Genomic DNA, 26,513 nt, shown 5'->3' on the forward strand with positions numbered 1-26,513 from the left:
GCGGCCGTACGCAGGTGTGCAAGACCGGGCCTGTTTAGGACACCCAGCAGATCCAAGGATCTCCTGCGCGCAGCCGCCATAAAGCCAGTGGGCAGAAGAAAGCCCCTGAGCGATGTAGCGTCGCATCCTAAACAGTTTGTTCGGACTTGCACGTCCGTGTCACCGTTTTTTCAGTGACAAACCCAGACTAGCGGTGAGCCTAAAGGCGGACAAGTTCACCAACATCGCCGCAACTTGAAGGAAATCTCCTAGGACGCAGTTGTAGGTAAGCGGTACACAGAACCTGTGGCGAGGGAGCTTGCTCCCGCTCGGCTGCGCAGCAGTCGCAAACCCGGGCGATGCGGTGTGCCGGAAGGAATGCTGGGGGCCTGCTTCGCAGGCCAGCGGGAGCAAGCTCCCTCGCCACGGGTTGTCTGGGCTGACGTCATCGCGAGCAAGCTCGCTCCCACAGGTGATCGGGGTTGGTCTCGATATTGAGTTCGACACAAAACCCCTGTGGGAGCGAGCTTGCTCGCGATGACAATCTTCAATTCACCGCTAACCTGACACTTAAATCCCTGTGGCGAGAGAGCTTGATCCCGCTGGCCTGCGAAGCAGGTCTCGTTGGCGAGATTTAATTATCGCTGCCAGCCCATCAGCCCAGTAAAGCCCCTCCCATTTCCTTTAGACTGGCCGCCCTCAAGCAAGCCTTCAGGACATGGAATGCCAACCCCTCACCGCACCCTTCGCAAAGCCCTGGTCGTTTGGTTGTACGCGGCGGCCCTGATGCACCTGCTCGCCGGCGTCACGCTGACGTGGGCTGGTCACTCTGGCTTGCTCGATCACTATCTGAACACCATCGAACAAGCGTTCTGGGGCACCAATGCCGTGCCCGCTACGGCCCACGCACAACAAGTCTGGTGGCTGGCCTTGTTCGGCGCCACGTTGCAAAGCTACGCGCTGTACATGCTCGCCCTCGTCCACATCGGCAATCGATTGAAACGCGCCATGCCCTGGGGCTGGCTGATCGCCGGCATCCTGCTGTGGGCACCCCAGGACATGTGGATTTCCGCCCAGGCACAGGTCTGGTCGCACCTGTGGTTCGACAGCTTCGCACTGCTCGTTTTATTGCCGCCGCTGTTCTGGCTCTATCGCCACGACCGCCGTACCTCCCTGACTGACAATGCGCCGAGTGATTCCAACCATGGCTGATTTTTCACTGCTGGACTGGGCCATCGCCCTGCTGATCGCCCAAGCCATCCTCGGTGCGCTGGACACCCTGTATCACCACGAACTCACCGTCGCCTTGCCCTATCGCCACAGTGCGCGGCTGGAGCTGTCGATCCACGCCCTGCGCTCATGTTTCTACGGGATCCTGTTCCTGGGCATGGCGCATCTGGCCTTCGAGGGAACGTGGGCGATTGTCATCGCGCTGCTGTTCGCCCTGGAGATTTGCCTGACGCTCTGGGACTTCGTGGTCGAGGACCGCAGCCGCAAGCTGCCGGCCATCGAGCGCATCATGCATACGGTGCTGGCGGTCAACGGCGGGGCCTTTTTCGCACTGTACGGCGTGCAACTGGCGCAGTGGGCGAGTTTGCCCACCGGCCTGAGCGCGATCGACCTCGGTTGGCGCGGCTGGCTGCTGACCTTGTTCGCCATCGGGGTCACGGCCTCGGGTATTCGCGACGGCTTGGCGGCCTTGCGCATGCAACGCGCAGGCAAGCCTGCCAACCCGTTTGCCGGTGGCGCCTACAAGCGCGTGCTGGTCACGGGGGGCACCGGGTTTATCGGCGAGACCCTGGTCAATCAATTGCTCGACGCCGGGCACACGGTCAGCGTGCTGGCTCGCGATCCGTTGAAAGCGGCTTATCTGTTTGACGGCCGCGCCCGCTGCCTGCGTTCGCTGGGCAAGCTGGGCCATGACGAAATGTTCGATGTGGTGATCAACCTGGCGGGTGCCCCGGTGGCTGGGCCGCGTTGGAGTCCCAAGCGTCAGGCGCAACTCATTGCCAGCCGGGTCAACACCACCGAAGCCTTGATGGCCTGGTTGAAAAACGCCCGGCACAAACCGGCATTGTGGATACAGGCCTCAGCCGTGGGTTTTTACGGCGTGCGTGACGCCAGCGAAAGCCTCGATGAAAGCGCCGCCCAGGGCGATGGCTTCATGGCTGAACTCTGTGTGCGTTGGGAAGCCTCAGCCCGGCCTGCCACTGAGTTGGGCGTGCGGCAGGTGGTGATGCGCCTGGGCGTGGTGTTCGGTCCGGGCGGTGCGTTGCTGCCGTTGCTGATTCCGTTTCGCCTGGGGTTCGGCGGGCGCATGGGCGACGGCAAACAGATCATGAGCTGGGTGCACCGCGACGATGTCATCCAAGTGATCGCCCGAGCCTTCGATGATGAAAGCCTGTGCGGCACCTACAACCTGGTGGCACCCGAGTCGGTCAGCCAGGCGTTGTTTGCCGAAAGTGTCGGCAAGGTGCTCAAGCGGCCAGTGTGGTTTCACATTCCCGCTGCGCCGGTGCGCGCCTTGGCAGGTGAGATGGCCCAGTTGTTTTTCGACGGCCAGCGGGTGGTGCCCAATCGTCTCGTCGAGGCCGGCTATACGTTCCGTTACCCGACGCTCGACGCCGCCCTGCGCGACTTGGCCTGAGGAGCGCCCATGAGTAAGCCCCGGATGTACCTGCTAGCCGGCAACGGCAGCGCGGCCGATTGGTGGGACGACGCGTTGCCGCATTTTCAACACCACGACGTGGTGTCGCTGGAGCTGCCTGGTTTTGGCAGCAATCCTCAGGCTCCCTGTGAAGACCTGGCGGCCTACGCGCAGGCATTGCTGGCGGCAACGGACAAGGGCAGCGCGATCATGGCGGTCGGAGTCAACGCCTTGCTGGTGCTGCACGCCTTGCAACGGCAACCGGGGCACTTTTGCCGCAGCGTGTTGCTGGCGCCGGTGGGCGCGTTTTTGTGGCAGCGGCGACTGCCGGCATTGATGTCGCCACTGCCGATTCGCAAGACCATTCATTGGCTGCTGGCGAACAAGCCGACGCTGTTTGCCCACAAGTTCTCCAGCCAGGCCTGGACGCCTGCGCAGTACCAACGCATGGGCGCCGGCTATGCTCGTTGCCGAGCCTTTGTGCCGCACTGGGACCTGGTGCGTGCCGACACCGCGTTGCCATTGCTGGAGTGGATTACCGATCCGGTCGAACTGGTGTGGGGCGATCAGGACAAGGTATTGGGCATTGCGCAGGCGGCGGCCTGGTCGGCCATTCTGGCCCGTGCCGACTTGACCATCAGCCTGAAGCCCGGTTGGGGCCACTACCCGTGGATCGACTCGCCCGCTGAATTCACGGCATGGCTGGAGTCTGGCGAGCGTGGTTTTGTCGCGCATACCAAAGGCGGCCGCTTGCGTCTCGCGGCGCTGGCGGGGCAGCCGGTGCCGGCGGCGCTGTCACTCAACCATTGCGATGATCCGCGTCTGCAGGGTTTTTTGGACGGCCAGCCGGACGCTACCTGGGCGGTGCGCTCCTCCAGTTACGGTGAGGACCAGGCCGATGCGGCCAATGCGGGCTTGAGCACCACGTACCTGCGCGAACCGACGCACAACGTGCCAGCGCGGATTGCCGAGTTGAGCGCGGCGGGTGTCGAGGAAGTGGTGGTGCAGCGCTTCATCACGCCACGGCTGTCCGGGATCGCGTTCGTGCGTCACCTGTCCGTTGAACTGGAATGGGTCGAGGGGCACCTGGAGTCGTTGGCCGATGGCCAAGTGAGCCCCGAGCGGGCGGTTATTTCCCGCCTCGGCGAGTCATGGAACAGCGGCACGTTCAAGCCAGCCCACGGCCTGACCGCCGAGGCGCTATGGCGCTTTCTCCAAGGCGTATTGCGGGTCTTTCACTACGTGCCCGGCGACGTCGAATGGGCCTGGGACGGCACCCAACTGTGGCTGCTGCAATACCGGCCGATCAGCGACTACGGCTGGCGCCGCCACCTGACCGCCGCCAACATCGCCGAGATCCTGCCGCCCCGACCCAGTGTGTTGGTGGAGTACGCCCAGCGTCGCGCGGCGGCAAGCATTCCGGCGATCATGGCGCGTTGGGATTCGCGGGTGCTGCAGGACAACGAGCCCTTCACGGCAGTGTTTGGCGGCGCTTCGTACATCAACAATGACCTGTTTCTCGCCCGACTGGCCGACTGGGGCATCAGCGCCAGCAGCTACGCCGGCGAGGTCGGCGGCGCGACACCGCACCTGCCTTGGCGGCCACTGCGCCTGATGCGTTCGCTGCCGTTGTTCCTGCGCATGCAACGCATCGCCCGTGGGCATTTGCTGACGCTGGAAAATGGCTTGCGACGTTTTGATCGAGAACTGCACGAACTCACCGAGCAAGGTGCCGACGGCCAGCAACTGGCCGACTGGTTTACCCGCTTCTACGTGTTCGTGGTGCAGGGCAACCTGTGCATCGCCAGCGCCTTGGCCAGCAGTGGCGGTGACTGGCTGGGACGGCCACCGACCGCCTATGACAACCTTGAACACAGCCCCCATCGGCTGCCGTGGGAGACCGACCCAGCGACGCCACGCCCGGCACCGACCGAGCTGCCGTTGCAGGCCTTCCCACAATGGCCGTTGGCGATTCGCCTGGCCCATGGCGCCGGCCTGCCGGGGCTGCGCGGTTATTACTTGCAAGTGCGCGAATGGTATCGCGACAACCTGATGCGGATTTTCTTTCGCTTGCATCACGCCATGCCGGCGGTGGACCGGGCGTATTGGTTCACCCCGCACCCGGACATTCGTAGCCGTGACGGCAGCTTCTGGCAGGACGGCCGTGAAGGCACCGAGCAGGCGAGTGGTTTCTTGATTTACCCGGGGCAGGCTCAAGGTATTTTGGGCGAGGATATCCTGTTGGAGGACACCCTGGACCCTGGTCGCCACGCCCACTATCAAAGCGCCCGTGCGGTGATCGCGCGCATGGGTGGCCGCCTGTCCCACGGCTCGACGCTGCTGCGTGAATTGCGCAAGCCTTCGGCGGTATTGCCTCAGGTGGATGTGGCTTGGTTGGGGCGTGAGGTGGTGTATTGCGATGGGGTGTTGAGGTTGGTGGAGTAGGCAGCGCGATGATCCGTCGATCACAGAACCTGTGGCGAGGGAGCTTGCTCCCGCTGGGTTGCGCAGCAACCCCAAGCAATTTGAATGCGATCTGCCTGATACACCGAGGCGTTAGGGTTTGGGACTGCTGCGCAGTCCAGCGGGAGCAAGCTCCCTCGCCACAAGGAGTGCGTTCAACTCTGGAGCTGTTCTCAATCCCCAGAAACGAAAAAACCGGCCGAAGCCGGTGTTTTCACCCCAACGGCCAGAGAACTTAATCTCTGCGTACGGGGTTGAGCAGTGAGCGAATCCTAAGTTGAAGAAATCGCGAGGTCAACACCACCGTTGCCACAGAGAATTCCCCCTTCTTCACCGCTACTCCCTTGACGCCCCCCACCGCTGTCGTAGACTCCGCCCATCCGTCAGGGAGTAACGGTCATGCGACGTTTGTGCAGTTGGGTTGTGGGATTGGCCTTCATCACGTGCGGGGTTCAGGCGCAGACGCCGGCTTCCGATGATCCGTTGCTGGAGAGCAACGTCTCGACCAGTGCGTCGGCCAGCGAGGCGCGTGGCGTGCTTCGAGCACGGGACCAGGCAGTGTTGGCCAGCGAGTTGGCCGGGCGGATTGTCGAGTTGCCGTTCAGCGAGGGCGAGTCGTTCAAGAAGGGTGACACCCTGGCGCGTTTCGATTGTTCGGCCTATCAGGCCCAGCTCAATGCGGCCCAGGCGGCCAGCCGTGGTGCCGGTGAAGAACTGGCCCATAACCGGCAGTTGGCGGCGTTGAAATCCGTCGGGCGTTTCGAGGTGTCGCGGGCCGAGGCGCGCCTCAGCGAGGCCCAGGCGCAATCCCAGGTGTACCAGGTGCAGGTCAAGCGTTGCAGCGTGATCGCGCCGTTCGATGGACAGGTGGTGGCGCGCAAGGTCCAGCGTTATGAAAGCGTCGCGGCCGGCGCGCCATTGCTGGATGTGGTCGATAACCGCACCCTGGAGATTCACCTGCTGGTGCCTTCACGCTGGATGGACAGGCTCAAGCCCGGCCAGCCCTTTACCTTCGTCCCCGATGAAACCGGCAAACCGTTGCAAGCGACGGTCAAGCGCCTGGGCGCGCGCATCGACGAGGGCAGCCAGACGCTGCTACTGGTGGCGAACGTGCCGGATGCCAGCGGCCTGCTGTCCGGCATGAGCGGCACGGCGCGTTTCTCGGAGTCGAAGTGAACGCGCCAGTGACGGGCAGTACCGAGCAGGTGTTCGCCCGCTTCCTCGATCTGGAGCGCCAGACGAGGGCTGCGCGTACACCGGAGCAGCTGAGTTACAGCCTGGTCAACGACGGCCAGGCGCTGTTCGGCTTTCGCCACGCCGCGTTGTTGATCGCCGGCAAGGTCCAGGCCGTGACCGGCGTCAGTACCGTGGAGCCGAATGCGCCGTTCGTGGCGTTTGTCGAGCAGGCGGTGGCGCAGTTGTTCAAACAGGGCCTGTTGAACCAGGCCCGGGTGATCGCCGCCGATGGGGTGAGCGAATCCATCCGGGCAGACTGGCGCAGCCTGTCGGCCGGGCAAGTGTTCTGGCTGCCGTTGATCGATCATCAGGGCCAGGTGTTCGGCGGTTTGTGGTTGGCCCGCGACCTGCCATGGACGCCGCCGGAGCAAGTGCTGCTGTCGCAACTGGGCGACACCTACAGCCATGCGTGGTTGGCGTTGCAACCGCGCAAGCCATGGCGCCTGCGCTGGACACGCAAGCGCCAGGTGGCGCTGGTGGCGCTGTTGCTGCTGGGCTTGCTGATCCCGGTGCGCCAGTCCGTTTTGGCCCCGGCCGAAGTGGTACCGCTGGGCGGGCAAGTGGTGGCGGCGCCGTTGGATGGGGTGATCGCCGAGTTCCTGGTCAAGCCCAACCAGAGCGTCAAGAACGGCGACCTGTTGTTGCGTTTCGAAAGTACCAGTCTCAAGGCCCAGGCCGATGTGGCCGAGCGGGCGTTGGGCGTGGCCGAGGCCGAACTCAAGGCCAATTCCCAGCGCTCGTTTGCCGACGCTGAATCCAGTTCCAAGATTGACCTGCTGGCTGCCCGCGTCGAGCAGAAGCGCGCCGAGCGCAACTACGCACTTGAACTGCTCAAGCGCAGCGAAGTGCGCGCCGAGCGGGATGGCATCGCGGTGTTTGCCGACGCTGAGCGCTGGCTCGGCAAGCCCGTGCAGACCGGTGAGCGGCTGATGGAAATCGCCGATCCAAACCAGGCCGAGTTACGCATTGAATTGGCGGTGGGTGACGCGATTGCCCTTGAGCCCGGTGCGCAAGTGGCGTTGTTTCTCGACAGCGACCCGTTGCAGCGGCACCTGGCCCGGCTCGAGCGTTCGGCCTATGAAGCGCAGCCTACCGCCGCCGGCCAACTGGCGTATCGATTGGATGCGCGTTTCGATGCCACGGCGCCGCGCATTGGCCTGCGAGGCACGGCGAAGGTCTTCGGCGACCGTGCCCCGCTGGCGTTGTACCTGCTGCGGCGGCCGCTGGCCGGCCTGCGCCAGAGCGTAGGCCTGTAGCATGGACTTGCCGAGCCTGCGGCCGGACCTGCAACTGTCCCCGGCGGCCTCAGACCCGGACGGTTCGCCGCAGTGGACCTTGGCCGATCCGGTGCGCGGGCGCTATTTCAAACTGGGCGCGGCGGCGATGCGCATGTTGCGGCACTGGTCCCTGGGCGATCCGGAACAGGTACTGCAGGCCGCGAACCGCGAGCCGGGCCTGCCGCTCAATGGCGAATCGCTGGAGCAACTGCTGGGCTTCTTGCGTGGTCATGACCTGATCAGCGCGATGGACCCGCAACAGCGCGACAGCTATCTGTTCAAGACCGCTGCACAACGCCAGAGCGTGTGGCAGATCCTGCTGCATCAGTACCTGTTTTTTCGCATTCCGCTGTGGCGCCCGGACGCTTTTCTAAATCGGGCCTGGCCCTGGTTGGCGCGGTTCGGCCCTGGGATCCTGCGTTATGGCCTGCCGCTGACCCTGGGTCTCGGCATCTTCCTGGTGTCGCGGGACTGGCAGCGATTCGTCGCGACATTTCCACACCTGTTCAGCCTGGGCGGTGCGCTGGCGTTCGGGGCGGCGTTGCTCTTCGCCAAGCTGTGCCACGAGTTCGGCCACGCCTTCATGGCCAAGCGCGCCGGTTGCCGGGTACAGAGCATGGGCGTGGCGTTCATGGTGCTGTTGCCGATGTTCTATACCGACGTCAGCGACGCCTGGCGGATCAGGGATCGCCGCGCACGGTTGCTGATCGGTGCCGGTGGGGTGCTGGCCGAACTGCTGCTGGCGTGCATCGCGCTGCTGGCCTGGTCGCTGTTGCCCGATGGGCCGGCACGTACCGCGGCGTTCATGTTGGCCAGCGCCACCTGGATCACCACGTTGATCATCAACCTGAACCCCTTCATGCGCTTCGACGGGTATTTCCTGCTCAGTGATTTCTGGGCGGTGGATAACCTTCAGGGGCGGGCGTTTGCCCTGTGTCGCTGGCGCCTGCGCGAAGCCTTGTTCGGGTATGGCGCGGCGGCGCCGGAACCCTGGTCGCCGAAGATGCGTCGGCGTTTGCTGGTGTGGGGTTATGGCTCGTGGCTGTGGCGGGCATTGTTGTTTTTCGGGATTGCCTTGGCGGTCTATCACCTGTTCTTCAAGGTGCTGGGCATTTTTCTAATGATGGTGGAATTGGTGTGGTTCATTTTCATGCCCATCGTGAATGAGTGGCGGCAATGGTGGAGTCGTCGTGAGCAAGCCCACGGCGGGCGGATGCTCCTGAGTGGCCTGGTGTTGCTGGCGCTGCTGCTGGTGTTGCTGCTCCCTTGGCGCAGCGCGGTGGAAGTGCCGGCCATGCTCGAGGCCGGGCGCGCCAGTGCCTTGCATGCGCCGGTGGCGGCGCGGGTCAAGCAGGTGAATGTGCACGACGGCCAGACCGTGGCCCAAGGCGATGTGCTGATTGAGTTGGAGTCGCCGGACATGGCGTCGCGCCTGGCCATTGTGCGCCGGGAAATCGAGATCCAGCAGTTGCAGATGCGCCGTCAGGCCGGGCGCAGCGAAACCGCCGCCGATGCCGGCATCGTCGAACAGCAACTGGCCGAAGCGGTGGCCGAGTACCGCGGCCTGGTGGCCCAGCGCGAACGGCTGTTGTTGCGTGCGCCCCATGCCGGCCAGGTGCGCGATGTGTTGCCGCAACTGTCGATAGGGCGCTGGTTGTCACCCACACAGGCACTGGCGCGGGTGGTGCAGACCGATTCGCGGTTGCGCGGCTACCTCACCGAAGCCGAGCTTTGGCGGGTCGGGCCGGGTGCCACGGGCCGGTTCATCGCTGACGATCCGATGCACACATCGATGGCCGTGCGGTTGAATGAAATCGACACCAACGGCGTGGCCTGGGTCGAACAGCAAGCGTTGACGTCCGACCATCACGGGCCGATTGCGGTGCGCCGCGACTCGCAACAACGGGCCGAGCCGGTCCAGGCCCAGTACGGCGTGCGCCTGAGTACGGTGGACGCCACGTCCGCTCCGGTGCAGCCGCTGCGTGGCGTGGCGGTGTTGCAGGGCGAGGGCGAGTCGGTGTTGGGAGCGGCCTGGCGTCGGTTGGCGGCGTTGGGTGTCAGGGAAAGCGGGTTCTAGGCCTAGGGGGCAAGCATGGATTCGGTGGCGGCAGAGGGGTTGGTGGTGCGTCCATCGCGGATCAGCGATGGTCCGTTCCTGCAGGGCCTGTACCAGGCGGCGCGGCCGGACCTGCAATGGATCGACGGCGAACATGAACAGGTACAGCAGGTGATTGCCCAGCAGTTCCAAGTGCAGGAGCAAGGGTTGGGCGAGAACTTCCCCAACGCCATGCATTACGTCGTGGAAAAACTCGGCACTGCGATTGGCGCCTTGAGTACGGATTTCGGCCCCAATGAGATTCGCGTGCTGTACCTGGCCTTCATCCCCCAGGCCCGTGGCCAGGGCTATGGCCGGGCGGTGTTGCAAGGGGTGCAGAAAGCCGCGCAACAGATCCGCTGCCCGGTGGCGACCGTGGTCTGGGCCAGCAACCCCCACGCCCGTCGGCACTACCTGGCGCTGGGCTTCGAAGTGCAAGAGCGCAACCCGGCGGCGGAGCGGTTGGTCTGGTATCCGAAAGGCAACTGATCTACCCCATGCATGGCCCATGTGGGAGCGAGCTTGCTCGCGAAGGCGATCTTCCATCCATCCGGAACCCGTGGCGAGGGAGCTTGCTCCCGCTGGCCTGCGAAGCAGGCCCTCTGTCTTTCTCCAGTCGGACAGTTTTGTCAGGTTTTGCGACTGCTTCGCAGCCGAGCGGGAGCAAGCTCCCTCGCCACAGGTTCCGGGTCGTCTGGGCTGACGCCATCGCGAGCAAGCTCGCTACCACAGTTTGAAATGAGTCCAGTCAGTTAAACGCGATGTAGAAATACCCCAGCGTCGGATCCCGCCCCATGGGCGGTATCCGTGATACGAACACCCCCTCGATCTTGCCCAGTTCCGGCACTTCCAGAGCGCAGAGTCCGTCGACGAATTCAGTACCTTCCAGGCTGTTGAATTCCACGCTGAACGGCATCCGCGCGGTGTTCGGCATCTTCGCCCGTGGGCTTTCTTCAAGGGTTTCGAAGCGCACCGGCAGGCAGCTGCCGTCGGGGAGGGTCAGGCTGCCGGTCTGGCCCAGCAGCGGTTGGAAATGGCGGCTATGAACCTGTTGCAGCATGTCGACACTCCAAAAGGCCGGAGGACCGCAGCCCTCCGGCGGCTCATCAGTTACGGGACGGGAAGTAGCCTTGAAGGGCGATGCTGAAGTTGATGGCCAGGAACGGGTTCATGACCGTCATCGGCGTGTTGCCGCCGGTGGGGGCGACCGTGCCGTTGACCGTGGTGGTCACGCCTTGCAGCGGCACTGGCGAAGCGCCTATCTGGTCGGAATAGATCGCCGCCGAGCCCGGCCCGGTGCCCGAGGTGCCGATGAACGAGTTGGTTGCCGTGGGCGTATTCACCGGGTTGCTGGCCGGGTTGGCCAACTGCAGGGTAGTGGAAGCGGTAATGCCGGTGAGGGCATGGGTGTGGTTGGGCAGGTTGTTGAGCGTTGCCGTGACGTTTTCGGTGCCGGATATCTCTCCGATGACTCGCGGGGTCAGGCCCAGGCCACTGCCTTGGCCCATGGGCAGGCGACCTTGCAGGTTGGGTAGCATGAAGGTGGTCTGGCCGTTGCCTCCGTAGGTCACGCCGATCAGGGCGAACAAGGTCTGGTACTGGGAAAGGGCAAGCGTCTGCCCGTTGCACAGCGCCCAATCCCTGGGTGCAAAGTTAAAGGCGAACGACTGGATAGTGCCGATGAATACTTCCATAGATTCCTCATCCTTCAGGTGATTGGTTCTTGCAGTGCCCGGACGTGAAGGACAAGAGTGCGATCAGCCCGACTCCTTGATTCCCTGGCCTGGTCACGCACGGCTGAGCGTAGACCGGGATGTTTGATTTTGCCGGGCGAAGCGGGCGGAAAAATTCCGCGACACGGCTTAATCGATTCAGGTTCCCGAGCGACGCTACCGTCCATCCTTTTTTACGGCTTGGGATGAATCTGATATCAAAGTACTACTAGGCGAAGATTGTTTCCTCGGCTACGCTTCGGCTACAAAAGGACTACAAACAAAGGTGAATGGATTGCCGCAGTTTCACTTCATTTCCGGTTTGCCGCGCTCAGGCTCGACCCTGCTCTCTGCCATTTTGTTGCAGAACCCGCGCTTTCATGCCGGCATGACCAGTCCCGTCGGCACGCTGTTCAACAGCGTCCTGCAGCAATGCAGCGCCGGCAGCGAGTTCGGCTCGGTGATCGACACCGACCTGCGCCGCCGCCTCTTGCGCGGCCTCTTCGATTCCTACTACGCCGACAAAGCCGACAAGCCGGTCATCTTCGACACCAACCGCCAATGGTGTGCCCGCCTGCCAGCCCTGCAGGACCTGTTCCCCCAAGCCAAGACCATCGCTTGCGTGCGCAACGTGGCCTGGGTGCTCGACAGCCTGGAGCGGCTCTACCGTGCCAACCCGTTCGAGAACACCAAGCTGTTCAACGACGATGATGAGCGCAACACCGTCTACAGCCGCTGTGAAACCCTGGCCCAGCGCAACCGCCTGGTGGGGTTCGCCTGGACGGCGCTCAAAGAGGCCTATTACGGCGAGAACGCCGAGTCGCTGCTGATCGTCGACTACGACTTGTTGAGCCAGGCCCCGGAGCGGGTGATGCGCCTGGTGTACGAGTTCATCGGCGAGCCCTGGTTCGAACACGATTTCAATCACTTGACCTACGACGCACCGGCCTTCGACCAGGCCTTGGGCGTGGCCGGCCTGCATAAGGTCAAGCCCAAGGTCGCGCCGCAAGCCCGGCGGACCTTGTTGCCGCCGGACCTGTTTGAAAAGTATGCCGAGTTGTCGTTCTGGCGCGATGGGTCAGCAAGCGCCGCCAATGTCATTCGTATGAAAACCGACGCCGCCGTCAGCTGACTGCGGTTTTTTTCATTTGCGTTTCAGAAAGTTCGAGTCCAGGTGATCGTCATGTGGTGGAGCAAAGGCAAATCGCGGGTAACCGAGGGCACACAGGCCCTGGCATCGCCAATGATCATGTCCCTGGAACCGCGAATGCTGTTCGACGGCGCGGTGGCGGCCACCGTGGCCGATGCCGCGCAGCCGGACGCGCAGCCCACTGCCGAGGCGGCCAAGACGCCAACGGCGGACCAGGCGACCGATACCCATGCGCCCCAGGGCCAGGTCGATGCCACCCAGGCTGCCGTGCCGGGCAAATCCGTGGTGTTTGTCGATTCCCGGGTCAAGGATTCCGCCAGCCTGCTCGAAGGCGTGGCGCCCGGTACCCAGGTCGTACAGCTGGATGCCACGAAGGACGGCTTGCAGCAGATTGCCGATTACCTGGACACCCACCAGGGCGTCAGCTCGGTGCAGATCATCGCCCACGGCAACGCCGGTGATTTGTGGCTGGGCAACAGCTACCTGTCGGCGGATAACGTCCAGGCCCGTAGCGAAGTGCTGGCGCAGATCGGCCAGGACATGAACGCCGGTGGCGATATCCTGATCTATGGCTGCTACACCGCCGAAGGCGAGCGTGGTTTGAGCCTGGTGGATTCATTGGCGCAGTTGACCGGCCGCGATGTGGCGGCGTCCAACGACCGCACCGGCCTGGGTGGCGACTGGGACCTGGAAATCGCCACCGGCACCATCGAAAGCGCCAACGTGCTCTCGGCCAATGCCATGAGCGAGTACCAGTGGGGCCTGGCTACCTGGACCGCCACCAACAACCTCAATAGCGGCGTGGGCTCCCTGCGCGCCGCCCTGACGTCCGCGCAGAACGGCGACATTGTCACGTTCAATACCAGCATGACCGTCGCCCTGACCCAGGTGCTGGTGGTCAACAGGAACGTCACCATCGATGGTGACCTGAACAATGACAACGTCGCCGACGTGACCCTCGACGGCCAGAACCGCACCCAGATCATGCAAGTGACGTCCGGCACCACGGCCACCCTCGATGGCCTGGTGATCACCCGGGGCATGGTGGCAGGCAACGGTGGTAATGGCGGCGACGATGCGCTGGTGTCCCAGGGCGGCGGCATCTACAACGCCGGCACCTTGACCCTGCGCAACGTTACGGTCACCGCGAACGCCGCTTCAGGCGGCGGTGGCGGCGGCGGTGTGACGCCGCAGTACGCCGGTGGCGGCGGCGGTGGCGGTGGTGCGGTCGGTAGCGGTATCGGCGGCAAGGGCGGCGACACGCTCAACTCCACGGGCTCCAATGGCTCGGCCGGGCAGGGCGGCGCGGGCGGCGGTTTCTTCAACATTGGCGGGCGTGGCGGTTCCACCACGGGTGGCGCGGGTGGTGCGGCGTATCCGGGCTACAGCACCGGTTCGGCCGGCGGCACGGCCTCCAGCGGTGGCTTGTCCATCGGCGGTGGCGGCGGTGGTGACGGGTATGACAACTTCGGCGGCGACGGCGGCGGTGCGGTCGGTGGTATCTATAACGACACCGGCGCGACCCTGCGGATCATCGGCAACTCGACCATTTCCAACAACGTCGGCGCCGGCGGTGGCGGTGGTGGCGGCGGGGCGGGCGGTAGCTATCTCCAGGCAGGTGGTGCGGGCGGTGTCGGTGTCGGTGCCATCTGGAACAAGGGCTCGATCCTGATCACTGCCGCCAACTTCGCCGCCCTGGCCGGCAACGTCGGCGGCAGCGGCGTGGGTGGGACGAGTGCGGGCACCGCCGGTGTTTCGCCAGCGTCGGTGGCCAACGTCTACGGCGATGGCGGCACCATCAACACCAACTATGTGCCGGACGAGACGCCGCCCACCGCGACCGTCGTGGTGGCCAATACCAACCTGAACTCCGGTGGCACGTCGACGGTGACCATCACCTTCTCCGAAGCCGTGACCGGCCTCACCGCGGCGGACCTGACGGTGCAGAACGGCACCGTCGGCACCTTGACCAGTGGCGACGGCGGCATCACCTGGACCGGTACGTTGACCGCGGCCAGCAACATCGCCGACACCACCAACATCATCACCCTGAACAATACCGGCGTGGCCGACCTGGCCGGCAATGCCGGGGTGGGCACCACCGATTCGAACAATTACATCGTCAACGACACCGTGGCGCCTACGGCGTCCATCGTGGTGAGTGACACGGCCCTCAGGATTGGCGAGACCTCGACGGTCACCATCACGTTCTCCGAGGCCGTCTCCGGCTTCACCACGGCCGACCTGACCGTCGCCAACGGCTCGATCAGCGGCCTGAGCACCAGTGACGGCGGCATCACCTGGACGGCCACGCTGACACCGGATGCGACTGTCACCGATACCTCCAATCTCATTGTCCTGAACAACACGGGCGTGGCCGACCTCAATGGCAACGCCGGCGTGGGGACGACCAACTCCAACAACTACGCCATTGACACGCAACGCCCGACGGCCACCATCGTAGTGACCGATACCGCGCTGAGGATCGGTGAAACCTCCGTAGTGACGATCACCTTCACCGAGGCGGTGAGTGGTTTCACCCTGGCGGACCTGGCCGCTGCCAATGGCAGCTTGAGCGGGCTGAGCAGCGGTGACGGCGGTATCACCTGGACCTCGACGCTCACCCCGAGCGCCAGCATCGATGACACCAGCAACCTGATCACGCTGACCAACAGTGGCATTGCCGACCTGGCCGGCAACGTCGGCAGCGGCACCACCGACTCGAACAACTACGCCGTCGATACCCAGCGTCCGACCGCTTCCATCGTGGTGGCCGATAACGCGCTGAACATCGGCGAAACGTCCCTGGTCACGATCACCTTCAGCGAGGCCGTCACGGGTTTCACCCTGGCGGACATGACCGTGGCCAACGGCTCCTTGAGCGGTCTGAGCAGCGGTGACGGCGGCATCACCTGGACCGCGACGCTCACCCCGAGCGCCAGCATCAGCGATGCCACCAACCTGGTCATCCTGGCCAATACCGGTGTGGCGGACGCGGCCGGGAACGCCGGCAGCGGCACCACCAGTTCCAACAACTACGCCGTCGACACACAGCGCCCAACCGCCAGTATCGTCGTGAGCGACACCTCCCTGAGCGTCGGCGAAACCTCGCTGGTGACCATTACTTTCAACGAAGCGGTGACCGGCTTTACCACCGCCGACCTGACGGTCGCCAACGGCACGGTCACCGGCCTGAGCAGCGGCGACGGCGGCATTACCTGGACCGGGACGCTCACGCCAAGCGCCAGCACCAGCGACACCAGCAACCTCATCACCCTGGATAACACCGGCGTGAGCGACGCGGCGGGCAATGCTGGCAGCGGCACCACCGACTCCAACAACTACGCCGTCGACACCGCGCGTCCGACCGCCACCGTCGTGGTCGCCGACACGGCCATCGCCGTGGGCGAAACCTCGGTGGTGACCATCACCTTCAGCGAGGCGGTGACCGGTTTCACCCTGGCGGACCTGAGTGTCACCAACGGCAGCCTGAGCGGCCTGAGCACCAGCGACAACATTACCTACACCGCGACTTTTACGCCGAGCGCGGGCGTCAGCGATGCCTCCAACCTGATCACCCTCAATAACACGGGGGTGGTGGACGGCGCGGGCAATACCGGCAGCGGCACCACCGACTCCAACAACTACGCCGTCGATACCCAGCGTCCGACCGCTACCATCGTGGTGGCCGACACGGCGCTGAGCGTCGGCGAAACGTCGCTGGTGACCATTACCTTCAGCGAGGCGGTCACAGGTTTCGACAATTCGGACCTGAGCGTAGCCAACGGCACGCTGAGTGCGGTCAGCAGCAGCGATGGCGGCATCACCTGGACCGCGACGTTCACGCCCAGCCTCGGGGTCACCGACGTCTCCAACCTCATTGTCCTGAACAACACCGGGATCAACGATGGGGCGGGCAACACCGGCACCGGCACGACCAGTTCCAACAACTACGCCATCGACACCAACGTGCCGACGGCGACCGTGGTGGTGGCCGACTCGTCTCTGAGCATCGGTGAAACCACCGTGGTCACCGTGACCTTCAACTCGGCGGTCAGCGGGTTCGACAATGCGGACCTGACCGTCAGCAACGGCACCCTGAGCACCATGAGCAGCACCGACGGCGGCGTCACCTGGACGGCCACGTTCACGCCGAGCGCGAGCATTTCCGATACCAGCAACGTCATTACCCTGGACAACACTGGCTTGATCAACGGCGCGGGCAACGCTGGCGTGGGCACTACCGACTCGAACAACTACGCGGTCGACACGGTGCGTCCGACCGCGACCATCGTCGTGGCCGACACGGCCATTGCCGCCGGCGAGACTTCGCTGGTGACCATCACCTTCAGCGAGGCCGTGACGGCGTTCACCAGTGCCGACCTGACGGTCGCCAACGGCGTGATCTCAGGGTTGAGCAGCAGCGACGGCGGCATCACCTGGACCGCGACCTTTACGCCGACCGCTGGCGTCACGGACACCAGTAACGTCATCTCGCTCAACAGTGGCGGCATCGTCGACCTGGCCGGCAACGTCAACGTCGGCGGCACCGACTCCAACAATTATGCGCTGGACACTGAACGTCCCACCGCAACGATCGTGCTGGCCGACTCCAACCTCAGTGTCGGTGAGACCTCGTTGGTGACCATCACCTTCTCCGAGGCGGTCAGCGGTTTCGACAATTCGGACCTGAGCGTTGCCAACGGCACACTCAGCGCTGTCAGCAGCAGCGATGGCGGCTTGACCTGGACCGCGACTTTCACGCCGACCCTCGGCGTGCGGGACGCGACCAACCTGATCGTCCTGAATAACAGCGGCGTAAGCGACGCGGCGGGCAACACCGGCACGGGCACGACCAACTCGGCCAACTACGCCATCGACACCCAGGTGCCGACGGCGACCATCGTGGTGGCCGATACGTCCCTGAGCATCGGTGAAACCAGCCAGGTAACCATCACCTTCAACGAAGCAGTGAGCGGTTTCGACAACAGCGACCTGACCATCAGCAACGGCACGCTGAGCAATGTGTCGTCCTCCGACGGCGGCGTTACCTGGACGGCCACGTTCACGCCGAGCGCGAGCATTGCCGACACCAGCAACCTGATCACCCTGGACAATACAGGTGTCGTCAACGTCTCGGGCAACGCCGGCGTCGGCACTACCGATTCGAACAACTACTCCATCGACACCGTGCGTCCAACGGCAACCATCGTCGTTGCCGACACGGCTATCGCCGCAGGTGAAACTTCGCTGGTGACCATCACCTTCAATGAGGCCGTGACGGGCTTCACCGACGCCGACCTGAGCGTCGCCAACGGTACGCTCAGCGGGCTGAGCAGCAGCGACGGCGGCATCACCTGGACCGCGACCTTCACGCCTGCTGTTGGCATCACCGACACCAGCAATCTCATCACCCTCGCCAACAGCGGCGTCGCCGACCTGGCGGGCAACGCCGGCAGCGGCACCACCGATTCGAACAACTACAGCGTCGACAGCCAGCGTCCGACTGCCACCATTGTGCTGAGCGATTCGGTGTTGAAACCGGGCGAAACTGCCCAGGTGACCATCACCTTCAGCGAGGCGGTGACGGGTTTCAGCAACGCTGACCTGAGCGTGGCCAACGGCACCCTGAGCGCCGTCAGCAGCAGCGACGGCGGCCTGACCTGGACCGCGACGTTCACGCCGACCCTGGGCGTGACCGACGCCAGCAATGTGATCACCCTGGACAATACCGGTGTGAGCGATGCGGCCGGCAACATCGGGACAGGCACGACCGACTCGGCCAACTATGCGGTCGAGACACGCGTCCCGACGGCTACCATCGTGGTGGCCGACAGTGCGCTGCGGATAGGGGAAACCTCGCAGGTCACCATCACCTTCTCGGAAGCGGTCAGCGGTTTCGACAACAGCGACCTGACCATCAGCAACGGCACGCTGAGCAACGTTTCCTCTTCCGACGGCGGCGTCACCTGGACGGCCACCTTCACCCCGACCACCAGCATCACCGACACCAGCAACCTGATCAGCCTGGACACCAGCGGCGTGGTCAACGCCTCGGGCAACAGTGGTGTCGACGTGGTGAACTCCAACAACTACGCGATCGACACGGTTCGTCCAGGCGCGACCATCACCGTCGGCGATACCACCTTGGGCATTGGCCAGAGCACCACCGTGACCATCAGTTTCAGCGAGGCGGTGTCCGGATTCGACCTGTCGGACCTCAGCGTCGCCAATGGCGTGTTGTCCAACCTCGCCAGCAGTAACGGCGGCCTGACCTGGACGGCGACACTGACGCCGACTGCGGGCGTCAACGATGCCACCAACCTGATTCTGCTCGACGCCAGCACTGTGCAGGACCTGGCCGGCAACGCCGGGGTGGGCATCGCGATTTCCAGCAACTATGCACTCGACGCCACCCGGCCGACGGCGACCATCGTCGTCGCCGATCCGGACCTGACGGTGGGCGAGACGACCCAAGTGACCTTCACCTTCAGCGAAGCGGTGACGGATTTCGACCTGTCGGACCTCAGCGTCACCAACGGTGAACTGACCAACCTGACCACCAGCGACGGCGGCAAGACCTGGACGGCGACATTCACGCCAACGGTGAACCTCACCGACCCGAGCAACTTCATCGCCCTGGACACCAGCAACGTCAGCGACCTGACGGGCAACGCCGGGGCCAGCGTGGCGGTGTCCAACAACTATGCGATCGACACCGTGGTGCCCAACGACGTGAAGCCGCCACCGGAGTTCCTGACGTCCGACCCGGTCACGGTGATCTCGCCGTCCGAGGTGCCGCTGCAACCGATCGTCTTTACCCCGCCGACCGGCAACCTGGGTTCGCCGCTGGGCTTCCCGCCGCTGTTCGAGCAACGGGACGTGGGTGGGGGCCTGCGGCCGATCGGGGATATTTTCATCAACCATGGCGCCCTGGCGCCGAGCTATATCGCCCAGGTGTTCAGCACTGACGCCGCCGGCGACGGTAGCGGCCAGGGGTTCCTGGGCTTTGGTGGGGGTGATGGCGGGGTGTTCGGCAGCAGCACGCTTTCGACCCTGTTCAACCAGGACTCTGGTTCCGAGGGCGAGTCGATGGAGGCCTTCGGCAGCCAGTCGATGCAGGGCGGCGATGTGTCCCAAGGGGTGCGTGGGGTGTTCGGGGCGCCCACCCTGGGTCAGCAACTGCAACAGCTCAAGGACACTGAACAACATCAGGTCGACAGCCTGGCAACCGCGTTACGACAGGTCGGCATCAGCCAAGTGCAGGCCTGAATTCTAAAAAATATTGGGGCAGCCAGGGGCAATCCAGGGAATGAATAGAAGTCAGAAGTTATTCGGTATGAGTGTGCTGGCGTTGGTGGTGAGTGGATGTGCGGTCACCAGCGATCCGATCGAGCGTAGCGTCAGCGAACAGCGCGCTCGAACCGACCTGCAGAACATGTACAAGGACCAGGAGCCGCTGAGCGGCCCCCTGACCCTGCACCAGGCCATGGCCCGGGCGGTGAAGTACAACCTCGAAGGTCGCTTGAAGATCATGGAGGAAGCCCTGGCCAAGCGTCAGCTGGATCTGGCCAGTTTCGACATGCTGCCGCGCATGGCCCTGGACGCCGGGTACGTGGGCCGTAACAACGTCAGTGCCTCCAGCAGCCAGAGCGTGGAAACCGGTACCCAGTCCCTGGAGCCGTCGACCTCCCAAGACCGTGACCGTGAAGTGGCGGACCTGACCATGGTCTGGAACGTGCTCGATTTCGGTGTCAGCTACATCAGTGCCAAGCAAGCCGGGGACCAGCGGCTGATCGTGCAGGAACGTCGGCGCAAGGTGATCAACACCATCGTCCAGGACGTGCGTTCGGCCTACTGGCGCGCCATGGCCGCCGAGCGCCTGCTCAAGCAGATCGACAGCCTGATGGTCCGGGTCGAGGCGGCACGTGACAACAGCCAGAGCATGAGTGAACAGCGCATCGGCGACCCGGTGCAAGCCCTGGGTTACCAGCGTTCGCTGATCCAGGCCACCCGCCAACTGGAAGAGCAACGCCGGGCGCTGTCCCTGGCCAAGACCGAACTGGCGACGCTGATCAACTTGCCCCTGGGCACCGAGCTGACCCTGGCGACCCAGGATGAATACACCATCCCGGAACTCAAGGTCGACCTGGCTCGTCTCGAACAGGAAGCCCTGGCCAGTCGTCCGGAATTGCGCGAGCAGGATTACCAGACCCGCATCACCGCCGCCGAAACCCGCAAGGCCATGTTGCGCCTGCTGCCGGGGCTGGAGTTTTCCGCCGGCGGGCACTACGACAGCAACTCGTTTTTGGTGGAACAAGGCTGGGCCGACTATGGCGTGAAAGTCACCTGGAACCTGTTCAACGTGATCTCCGCCCCGGCGGCCATCGACGTGGCCAAGGCCGGTGAAGAAGTGGCGTCGGCACGGCGTCAGGCGATGTCAATCGCCGTGCTGGCGCAGCTGTACGTGGCCAATGCCAACTATCGTGAAGCCCTGCGCCAGTTCAAGACCAGCCAGCAACTGTCGGACATCGATGGGCAGATTGTCGGTCAATTGCGTAGCCGTCACCAGGCTGCCGGCATTGGCGAGTTGGACCTGATCCAGGGTGAACTGAACACCTTGCAGGCCGACCTGCGTCGGGACTTGGCTTATGCCGACCTGCGCAACGCCTACGGGCAGATCTTTGCCAGCGCCGGCCTCGATCCACTGCCGAACGAAGTGCAGTCGACCGAAGTCCAGTCGATTGCCACGGCGCTGGCCAACCGCGAAGCGGCCTGGGCCCAAGGTGATATCACGCTGCCGAAGCCTGCCACGGTGACTCAATAACCGGGCGCAACCATGATGACGCGCCCGGCGTTTTCCCGGCTGCCGGTGGCGGTGAACCTGCCGTTGCTGTTGCACGCACTGGCGGCCATTGACGACGCACGTTGGCAGGGGCACTTCAACAGTGCCTATCACAGCGGCGACTGGAGCGGCGTGGCGCTGATATCGGCGGCCGATGCCGTTACCGAACTGTCGCCCGGGCACGGTCAGCCCGTGCATCGCGCGCCTTGGACAGCGGACAGTCGCTGGCAAGAGGCATTGCATGACTGGCCCCTGGAGATCGTCTCGGCCCGGCTGCTGCGGTTGGGCCCCGGTGGGCGCATCCACGAGCATCGCGACTATGATCTGGGCGGGCCGGATGCTGATCTGCGCCTGCACGTGCCGCTGCTCAGCCCACCTGACGTGGATTTTTTCCTGGATGGACACATTATTCCGATGACGGCCGGCGAGTGCTGGTTTCTCGATCTGGCGCGGCCCCATCGCGTTATGAATCGAAGTGCTCATTCGCGGGTTCACCTGGTGCTCGATTGTCGCCCCGGGCCGTGGCTGGCCCAGCAGATTGCCGATGGGCTACCCACCACACCCGCCGCGGGCGTCGGGCCAAGCGACTTTGTCCGTTTTCAGCAGCGCGTGGAAACGGATCCTCATCTCGCGCGAACCTTGCAGAACTTGCATGAGCTGGACGCTTTCATTGACTCTGCCCTGGCACTGGGGGCCGAACAAGGGCTTCACTTCACCCGGGAGGAATTGCGGGCTGCGATGCGCACCGGTCGCCAGCAGTGGAGAAACCAGTGGAAGACCTGAATCTGCACGGCTGGTTGCCGATCCGCGTATGGCAAGAGGCCGGGCAGTGGCGGGTCGATTGGTGCTGGTTCGGCGACATGCGACTGTCACAGCCGTTCTTTGGAGATGCGGTGGAAGACGCCCTGCGCCTGCCCTTCAACCAGGCGTTCCGCCGCCAGACACCCTTGGAGGTGCTCGGTCAGTGGCAACGACAAAGCCCGGGCCTGGCGCCCAATGCGTTCATTTTCCATGCTTCCCGTTGCGGCTCGACATTGATCAGCCAGATGCTTGCCCAATTGGACCATCACATCGTCATTTCGGAACCACCGCCCCTGGATACGCTGCTGCGCAGTGATTTGCCGTTGCCCGAGCGGTGCGTGGCGCTCAAGGGCTTGATGTCGGCCTATGGGCAGCGCCGCCGAGGCGTGGAGCAACGGCTGGTGGTCAAGCTCGACGCCTGGAACATCGGTGAACTGCCGTTGTTGCGTGAGTGCTTTCCCGACACGCCCTGGTTGTTCGTGTACCGCGACCCCTTGGAAATCTCGGTCTCTCACCTGCGCCGTCCCGGCATGCACATGGTGCCGGGGATGATCGGTGCGACGGTCCTGGACGATGGATTGCCGTTCGCCGGCCAGGAAGATTTCATCCCGCGCCGGGTGGGACGGTTATTGGCGACGGGCTTGGACCACTGCCAGGCATTGGCTGGGATGGCGGTCAACTACACTGACCTGCCTGAGGCGATGACGGGCAGACTGGCGGCGTTTTTCGGCCTCGATGAAGGGCAGTGCAAACAAATGTTCGCAGCGGTCGGGCAACATGCCAAGCAGCCGGCGCAGGTGTTTGTTGGCGACAGCGAGGACAAGCGCCGGGAGGCTTCGGCGCTGTTGCGTGAGCGGGTCCTGCGCTGGGCGCAGGGGCCTTACGAGGCGTTGAACTCACTCCCTCCGTAGCGGGATTCAAACCGCTTTTGTGGCGAGGGAGCTTGCTCCCGCTCGGTTGCGCAGCAACCGCAAAGTCGTGGGGCCGCTTCGCCCGAAGCGTCGGACCGGCCCAGCGGGAGCAAGCCTCCTCGCCACGGTGTGCTCAGCTCCAAGGGACTAGACTGCAGGAGTAGAGCCCAGCCATCCATTCATGCCCAGGAGTCCCGCATGGAAACCCCGATCCATACACTTCCCGCCCTGTTCAAACAACTCGGCCTGCCTGACGACGCCATCAGCATCGATCAATTCATTGCCAGCCATTCTCCCCTTAAACCCGATCTGCACCTGTCCGATGCCTTCTTCTGGAGCGAGGGTCAGCGGCAACTCCTGCGCGACGAAATCCTCGAGGATGCGGACTGGGCGGTGGTGGTGGATCAGCTCGACGTGCTGTTGCGCAAGGGCCGCAGTGAGTGATGCCGATGCAGGGCTTGGGCAATAACTTGTGGGAGCGAGCTTGCTCGCGATGGCGGACCGTCAGCCAACACTGATGCAACAGACATATCGCTATCGCGAGCAAGCTCGCTCCCACAGGGTTAACTTGTTATTCGTTTTAAGTATTAACAAATAGCTTCTTATTCCTTAAATAATATACCTCTCCTCCCTATACTCGTCCGGGAACAGACACGCAGGAGAGCACCCATGCGCAACGAATCGATTCGCTACCTGATTGTGCCGGGCTGGCAAGGATCGCCGGAAAATCATTGGCAAACCCACTGGCAGAACAGCCTGCCCAACAGCGCCCGGGTCGAGCAGGCCGACTGGATGACGCCCCGGCGTGAGGACTGGGTCGCGGCGCTGGCCGAGGCCGTGGCCGCCGACAGCACGCCGGTGATCCTGATTGCCCATAGCCTGGGCTGCATCACCGTGGCCCATTGGGCCGCCACCGCACCGGTGCACTTCCTGCGGCAGGTGCGCGGGGCGTTGCTGGTGGCGCCGGCGGATGTCGAGCGGCCAGCCTGCGTCCCGGCGCTGCGCAATTTCGCGCCGATTCCCAATGATCTGCTGCCGTTCCCAAGCCAAGTGGTCAGCTCCGACAACGACGCCGCCGTGAGCGCCCCGCGCGCCTTGGAGCTGGCCCGCAACTGGGGCTCCGAGGCCGGGATTCTGTCAGGGGCGGGGCATATCAATGTGAAGTCTGGCCACCAGCGTTGGGAGCAGGGTTTCGCTTACCTCTACCGTCTGCAAAACCGCATGGAGCATCACGCCCTGCGTCGCGCCTGAATTTTTAGCGCCCCCCGTCTCCCGGCGGCCTGGGGCGGGAGCCTGCCATGAGTTTGCATGAAACCTTCGGTCAGCCCTTGCTGACCTTTCCCGATGCGGAAAAAAGCCCCCTGAGCATTCGCGCCAAGGCGCTGGTGTTCGTCGATCCCCGTTCACGGCAGTTGCGCCAGGAATTGGAGCAATTGGCGCCCCGGGCGATTTCAGTGCTGATACGCGGCGAAACCGGTAGCGGCAAGGAACTGCTGGCCCGGCATATCCATCGCGAAAGCGATCGCGGCGGATTGTTTGTGTCGGTCAACTGCGGCGCCATCAGCCCGACCTACGCCGACGCCGAACTGTTCGGCTATGCCGCCGGCAGCTACAGCGGTTCGGCCAGCAGCCGGGCCGGCTGGTTCGGTTCGGCCAACGGCGGCACCCTTTACCTGGATGAAATCGGCGATTTGCCGCTGCCGATCCAGATCAAGCTGCTGGCGGCCCTGGAAAACCATGAAGTCACCCGTGTCGGCGCTCATCAGCCCAGTCCGGTGGATGTTCGCCTGGTCGCGGCCACCAGCATCGACCTGGCGCAAGCGGTGGCGGCGGGGAAATTCCATGAACGGCTCTATCACTATCTGGGCGAAGGCCGGCTCGAACTGCCGGCCCTGCGCGAACGGGTGGGCGATATCCTGTCCCTGGCCGAATACTTCCTGGGCATCTACAGCCAGCGACTCGGCCTGGCCGTGCCGCTGATCAGTGAAGCCGCGCAGCAAGCTCTTGAGCGGCACAGTTGGCCGGGCAACACTCGCGAGCTGGAGAACGTCATTCACTTTGCATTGCTGGTGAGCACAGGGGATGAAATTTTGCCGGAGCATTTGAATCTGCCGTCCCAACCATCGGCCCTGGAGCTGATCGATCAGCAAGTGGCGCAGGTCATTGCCCTGGGTTCGGACGCCGAGCGTACAGCCCTCAAGGCGCTGCTCAATCAATTGAGCCAAACGCTCTAGACTGGATACCCACCTGTGGCGAGGGAGCTTGCTCCCGCTCGGTTGCGCAGCGACCGCAAAATCTTGGGTCCGCTGCGCGGCCCAGCGGGAGCAAGCTCCCTCGCCACAAAAACGGTGTTTTCTATATGAGAGAAATGAATATGAACTTGAATAAAAGATATTGTTAAGGAATAAAAAATATCGGTATTGTCCGCATCACGCCAGCGATAGCACTTCACTGGCACACCCACATTTAGCCGTCGTCCATGACGACCGTGATTTTCGATAAGGACACTGCATGAAAAAGGTTCTGTTGTTCACCGCATTGGCGGCAGCCCTGGCCTCGGGCCTGGCCCAGGCCGCGGAGAAGCTGGTCGTGGCCGCCACGCCAGTACCCCACGCGGAAATCCTCGAGCTGATCAAGCCGGCCCTGGCTAAAGAAGGCGTGGATTTGCAGATCAAGGTTTTCACCGACTACGTCCAACCCAACGTACAAGTCGACCAGAAACGCCTGGACGCCAACTATTTCCAGACCTTGCCTTACCTCACGAGCTTCAACGAAGGCAAAGGCACTCACCTGGTGACGGTCATCGGCGTGCACGTCGAACCGTTTGGCGGCTACTCGAAAAAGGTCAAGAGCCTGGCTGAGCTGAAGGACGGCGCAACCATTGCCATCCCTAACGAAGGCAGCAACAGCGGCCGTGCGCTGATCCTGCTGCAGAAGGCTGGCCTGATCACACTCAAGGATCCGAAAAACGCCCTGGCGACGCCGAAGGACATTGCCGAGAACCCTAAGAACTTCAAGTTCAAGGAACTGGAATCGGCCATGCTGCCGCGTGTGTTGGATCAGGTCGACCTGGACATGATCAACACCAATTACGCCTTGGAAGCAGGTCTTAACCCGGCCAAGGACGCCTTGGTGATCGAAGGTTCGGATTCGCCATACGTGAACTTCCTGGTTGCCCGCCCGGACAACAAGGACAGCCCGGCCATCCAGAAACTGGCCAAGGCCCTGACCAGTCCTGAAGTGAAGGCGTTCATCGAGAAGAAATACAGCGGCGCGGTACTGCCGGCGTTCTGATTCGCGCGGTTAACCCTGTTACGGTTTCAAACGTCGACGGCTGATACAGCGTCGGCGTTTTTTATGCTCGAAAGATTGCTTGGGTAGAGGACAGGATTACCTG

Annotated in this window: 18 protein-coding genes; 16 read left to right on the forward strand and 2 right to left on the reverse strand. The window is 63.5% G+C overall.

Annotated elements, in window-relative coordinates; genetic code table 11:
• The first annotated feature begins 702 nt into the window (after positions 1 to 702).
• The 7 genes from ACLH0I_RS02015 (at position 703) to ACLH0I_RS02045 (ending at position 10,186) form a co-directional block, all read left to right on the forward strand.
• On the forward strand, positions 703 to 1,191 hold the full coding sequence (locus ACLH0I_RS02015; protein ID WP_411386155.1) for a cell division protein: 489 nt from the start codon (positions 703 to 705) through the stop codon (positions 1,189 to 1,191).
• Entirely contained in the window at positions 1,184 to 2,626 is a 1,443-nt protein-coding gene (locus ACLH0I_RS02020) for a TIGR01777 family oxidoreductase (RefSeq protein WP_411386156.1), read from the forward strand. Before ACLH0I_RS02015 ends, ACLH0I_RS02020 begins: the two co-directional genes overlap by 8 nt.
• Before the next feature lie 9 nt (positions 2,627 to 2,635).
• On the forward strand, positions 2,636 to 5,071 hold the full coding sequence (locus ACLH0I_RS02025) for an alpha/beta hydrolase (RefSeq protein WP_411386157.1): 2,436 nt from the start codon (positions 2,636 to 2,638) through the stop codon (positions 5,069 to 5,071).
• 417 nt (positions 5,072 to 5,488) lie between these two features.
• Positions 5,489 to 6,265 (forward strand): efflux RND transporter periplasmic adaptor subunit, encoded by a 777-nt coding sequence (locus tag ACLH0I_RS02030; RefSeq protein ID WP_411386158.1) that lies wholly within the window; start codon positions 5,489 to 5,491, stop codon positions 6,263 to 6,265.
• Complete coding sequence (locus ACLH0I_RS02035) at positions 6,262 to 7,581, forward strand: efflux RND transporter periplasmic adaptor subunit (RefSeq protein WP_411386159.1); 1,320 nt, start codon at positions 6,262 to 6,264, stop codon at positions 7,579 to 7,581. The genes ACLH0I_RS02030 and ACLH0I_RS02035 overlap by 4 nt, the downstream gene beginning before the upstream one ends.
• A gap of 1 nt (position 7,582) precedes the next feature.
• Positions 7,583 to 9,679 carry a biotin/lipoyl-binding protein gene (locus ACLH0I_RS02040; RefSeq protein WP_411386160.1) on the forward strand — a complete coding sequence of 699 codons (2,097 nt, stop codon included), beginning with the start codon at positions 7,583 to 7,585 and terminating at the stop codon, positions 9,677 to 9,679.
• Between the two features lie 15 nt (positions 9,680 to 9,694).
• Positions 9,695 to 10,186, forward strand: a complete 492-nt coding sequence (locus ACLH0I_RS02045; protein WP_186709457.1) for a GNAT family N-acetyltransferase — start codon at positions 9,695 to 9,697, stop codon at positions 10,184 to 10,186.
• A 259-nt stretch (positions 10,187 to 10,445) separates the two neighbouring features.
• Here ACLH0I_RS02045 and ACLH0I_RS02050 read toward each other — a convergent pair whose 3' ends face one another.
• Both ACLH0I_RS02050 and ACLH0I_RS02055 read right to left on the reverse strand, forming a co-directional pair.
• Positions 10,446 to 10,757 (reverse strand): DUF6916 family protein, encoded by a 312-nt coding sequence (locus ACLH0I_RS02050; RefSeq protein ID WP_250964233.1) that lies wholly within the window; start codon positions 10,755 to 10,757, stop codon positions 10,446 to 10,448.
• A gap of 46 nt (positions 10,758 to 10,803) precedes the next feature.
• Positions 10,804 to 11,391: a phage tail protein gene (locus ACLH0I_RS02055; RefSeq protein WP_411386161.1), complete on the reverse strand. Its 588-nt coding sequence runs from the start codon at positions 11,389 to 11,391 to the stop codon at positions 10,804 to 10,806.
• A gap of 304 nt (positions 11,392 to 11,695) precedes the next feature.
• Here ACLH0I_RS02055 and ACLH0I_RS02060 point away from each other — a divergent pair, with 304 nt between their 5' ends.
• From ACLH0I_RS02060 to ACLH0I_RS02100, 9 genes are all read left to right on the forward strand, one after another.
• The gene (locus ACLH0I_RS02060; RefSeq protein ID WP_411386162.1) at positions 11,696 to 12,541 is read left to right on the forward strand and encodes a sulfotransferase family protein; all 846 of its coding nucleotides are present in this window, start codon (positions 11,696 to 11,698) and stop codon (positions 12,539 to 12,541) included.
• Between the two features lie 51 nt (positions 12,542 to 12,592).
• Positions 12,593 to 19,831, forward strand: coding sequence for an Ig-like domain-containing protein (locus ACLH0I_RS02065; protein ID WP_411386163.1), 7,239 nt, complete (start codon positions 12,593 to 12,595; stop codon positions 19,829 to 19,831).
• Positions 19,832 to 19,871: 40 nt separating this feature from the next.
• Positions 19,872 to 21,386 carry a TolC family protein gene (locus tag ACLH0I_RS02070; protein WP_122565140.1) on the forward strand — a complete coding sequence of 505 codons (1,515 nt, stop codon included), beginning with the start codon at positions 19,872 to 19,874 and terminating at the stop codon, positions 21,384 to 21,386.
• Positions 21,387 to 21,401: 15 nt separating this feature from the next.
• Positions 21,402 to 22,187, forward strand: coding sequence for an aspartyl/asparaginyl beta-hydroxylase domain-containing protein (locus tag ACLH0I_RS02075; RefSeq protein WP_250964245.1), 786 nt, complete (start codon positions 21,402 to 21,404; stop codon positions 22,185 to 22,187).
• Positions 22,175 to 23,116 (forward strand): sulfotransferase family protein, encoded by a 942-nt coding sequence (locus tag ACLH0I_RS02080; RefSeq protein ID WP_411386164.1) that lies wholly within the window; start codon positions 22,175 to 22,177, stop codon positions 23,114 to 23,116. Before ACLH0I_RS02075 ends, ACLH0I_RS02080 begins: the two co-directional genes overlap by 13 nt.
• 198 nt (positions 23,117 to 23,314) lie before the next feature.
• The gene (locus ACLH0I_RS02085) at positions 23,315 to 23,560 is read left to right on the forward strand and encodes a DUF2789 domain-containing protein (protein ID WP_250964227.1); all 246 of its coding nucleotides are present in this window, start codon (positions 23,315 to 23,317) and stop codon (positions 23,558 to 23,560) included.
• Positions 23,561 to 23,785: 225 nt separating this feature from the next.
• Positions 23,786 to 24,367 carry an alpha/beta hydrolase gene (locus ACLH0I_RS02090; protein ID WP_411386165.1) on the forward strand — a complete coding sequence of 194 codons (582 nt, stop codon included), beginning with the start codon at positions 23,786 to 23,788 and terminating at the stop codon, positions 24,365 to 24,367.
• 47 nt (positions 24,368 to 24,414) lie between these two features.
• On the forward strand, positions 24,415 to 25,350 hold the full coding sequence (locus ACLH0I_RS02095; protein ID WP_411386166.1) for a sigma 54-interacting transcriptional regulator: 936 nt from the start codon (positions 24,415 to 24,417) through the stop codon (positions 25,348 to 25,350).
• Positions 25,351 to 25,627: 277 nt separating this feature from the next.
• Positions 25,628 to 26,410 (forward strand): MetQ/NlpA family ABC transporter substrate-binding protein, encoded by a 783-nt coding sequence (locus ACLH0I_RS02100; RefSeq protein WP_411386167.1) that lies wholly within the window; start codon positions 25,628 to 25,630, stop codon positions 26,408 to 26,410.
• Positions 26,411 to 26,513 lie beyond the last annotated feature (103 nt).

It is taken from the genome of Pseudomonas sp. MPB03 (genome assembly GCF_046605385.1).
Taxonomy (GTDB): Bacteria; Pseudomonadota; Gammaproteobacteria; order Pseudomonadales; family Pseudomonadaceae; genus Aquipseudomonas; species Aquipseudomonas zanjanensis.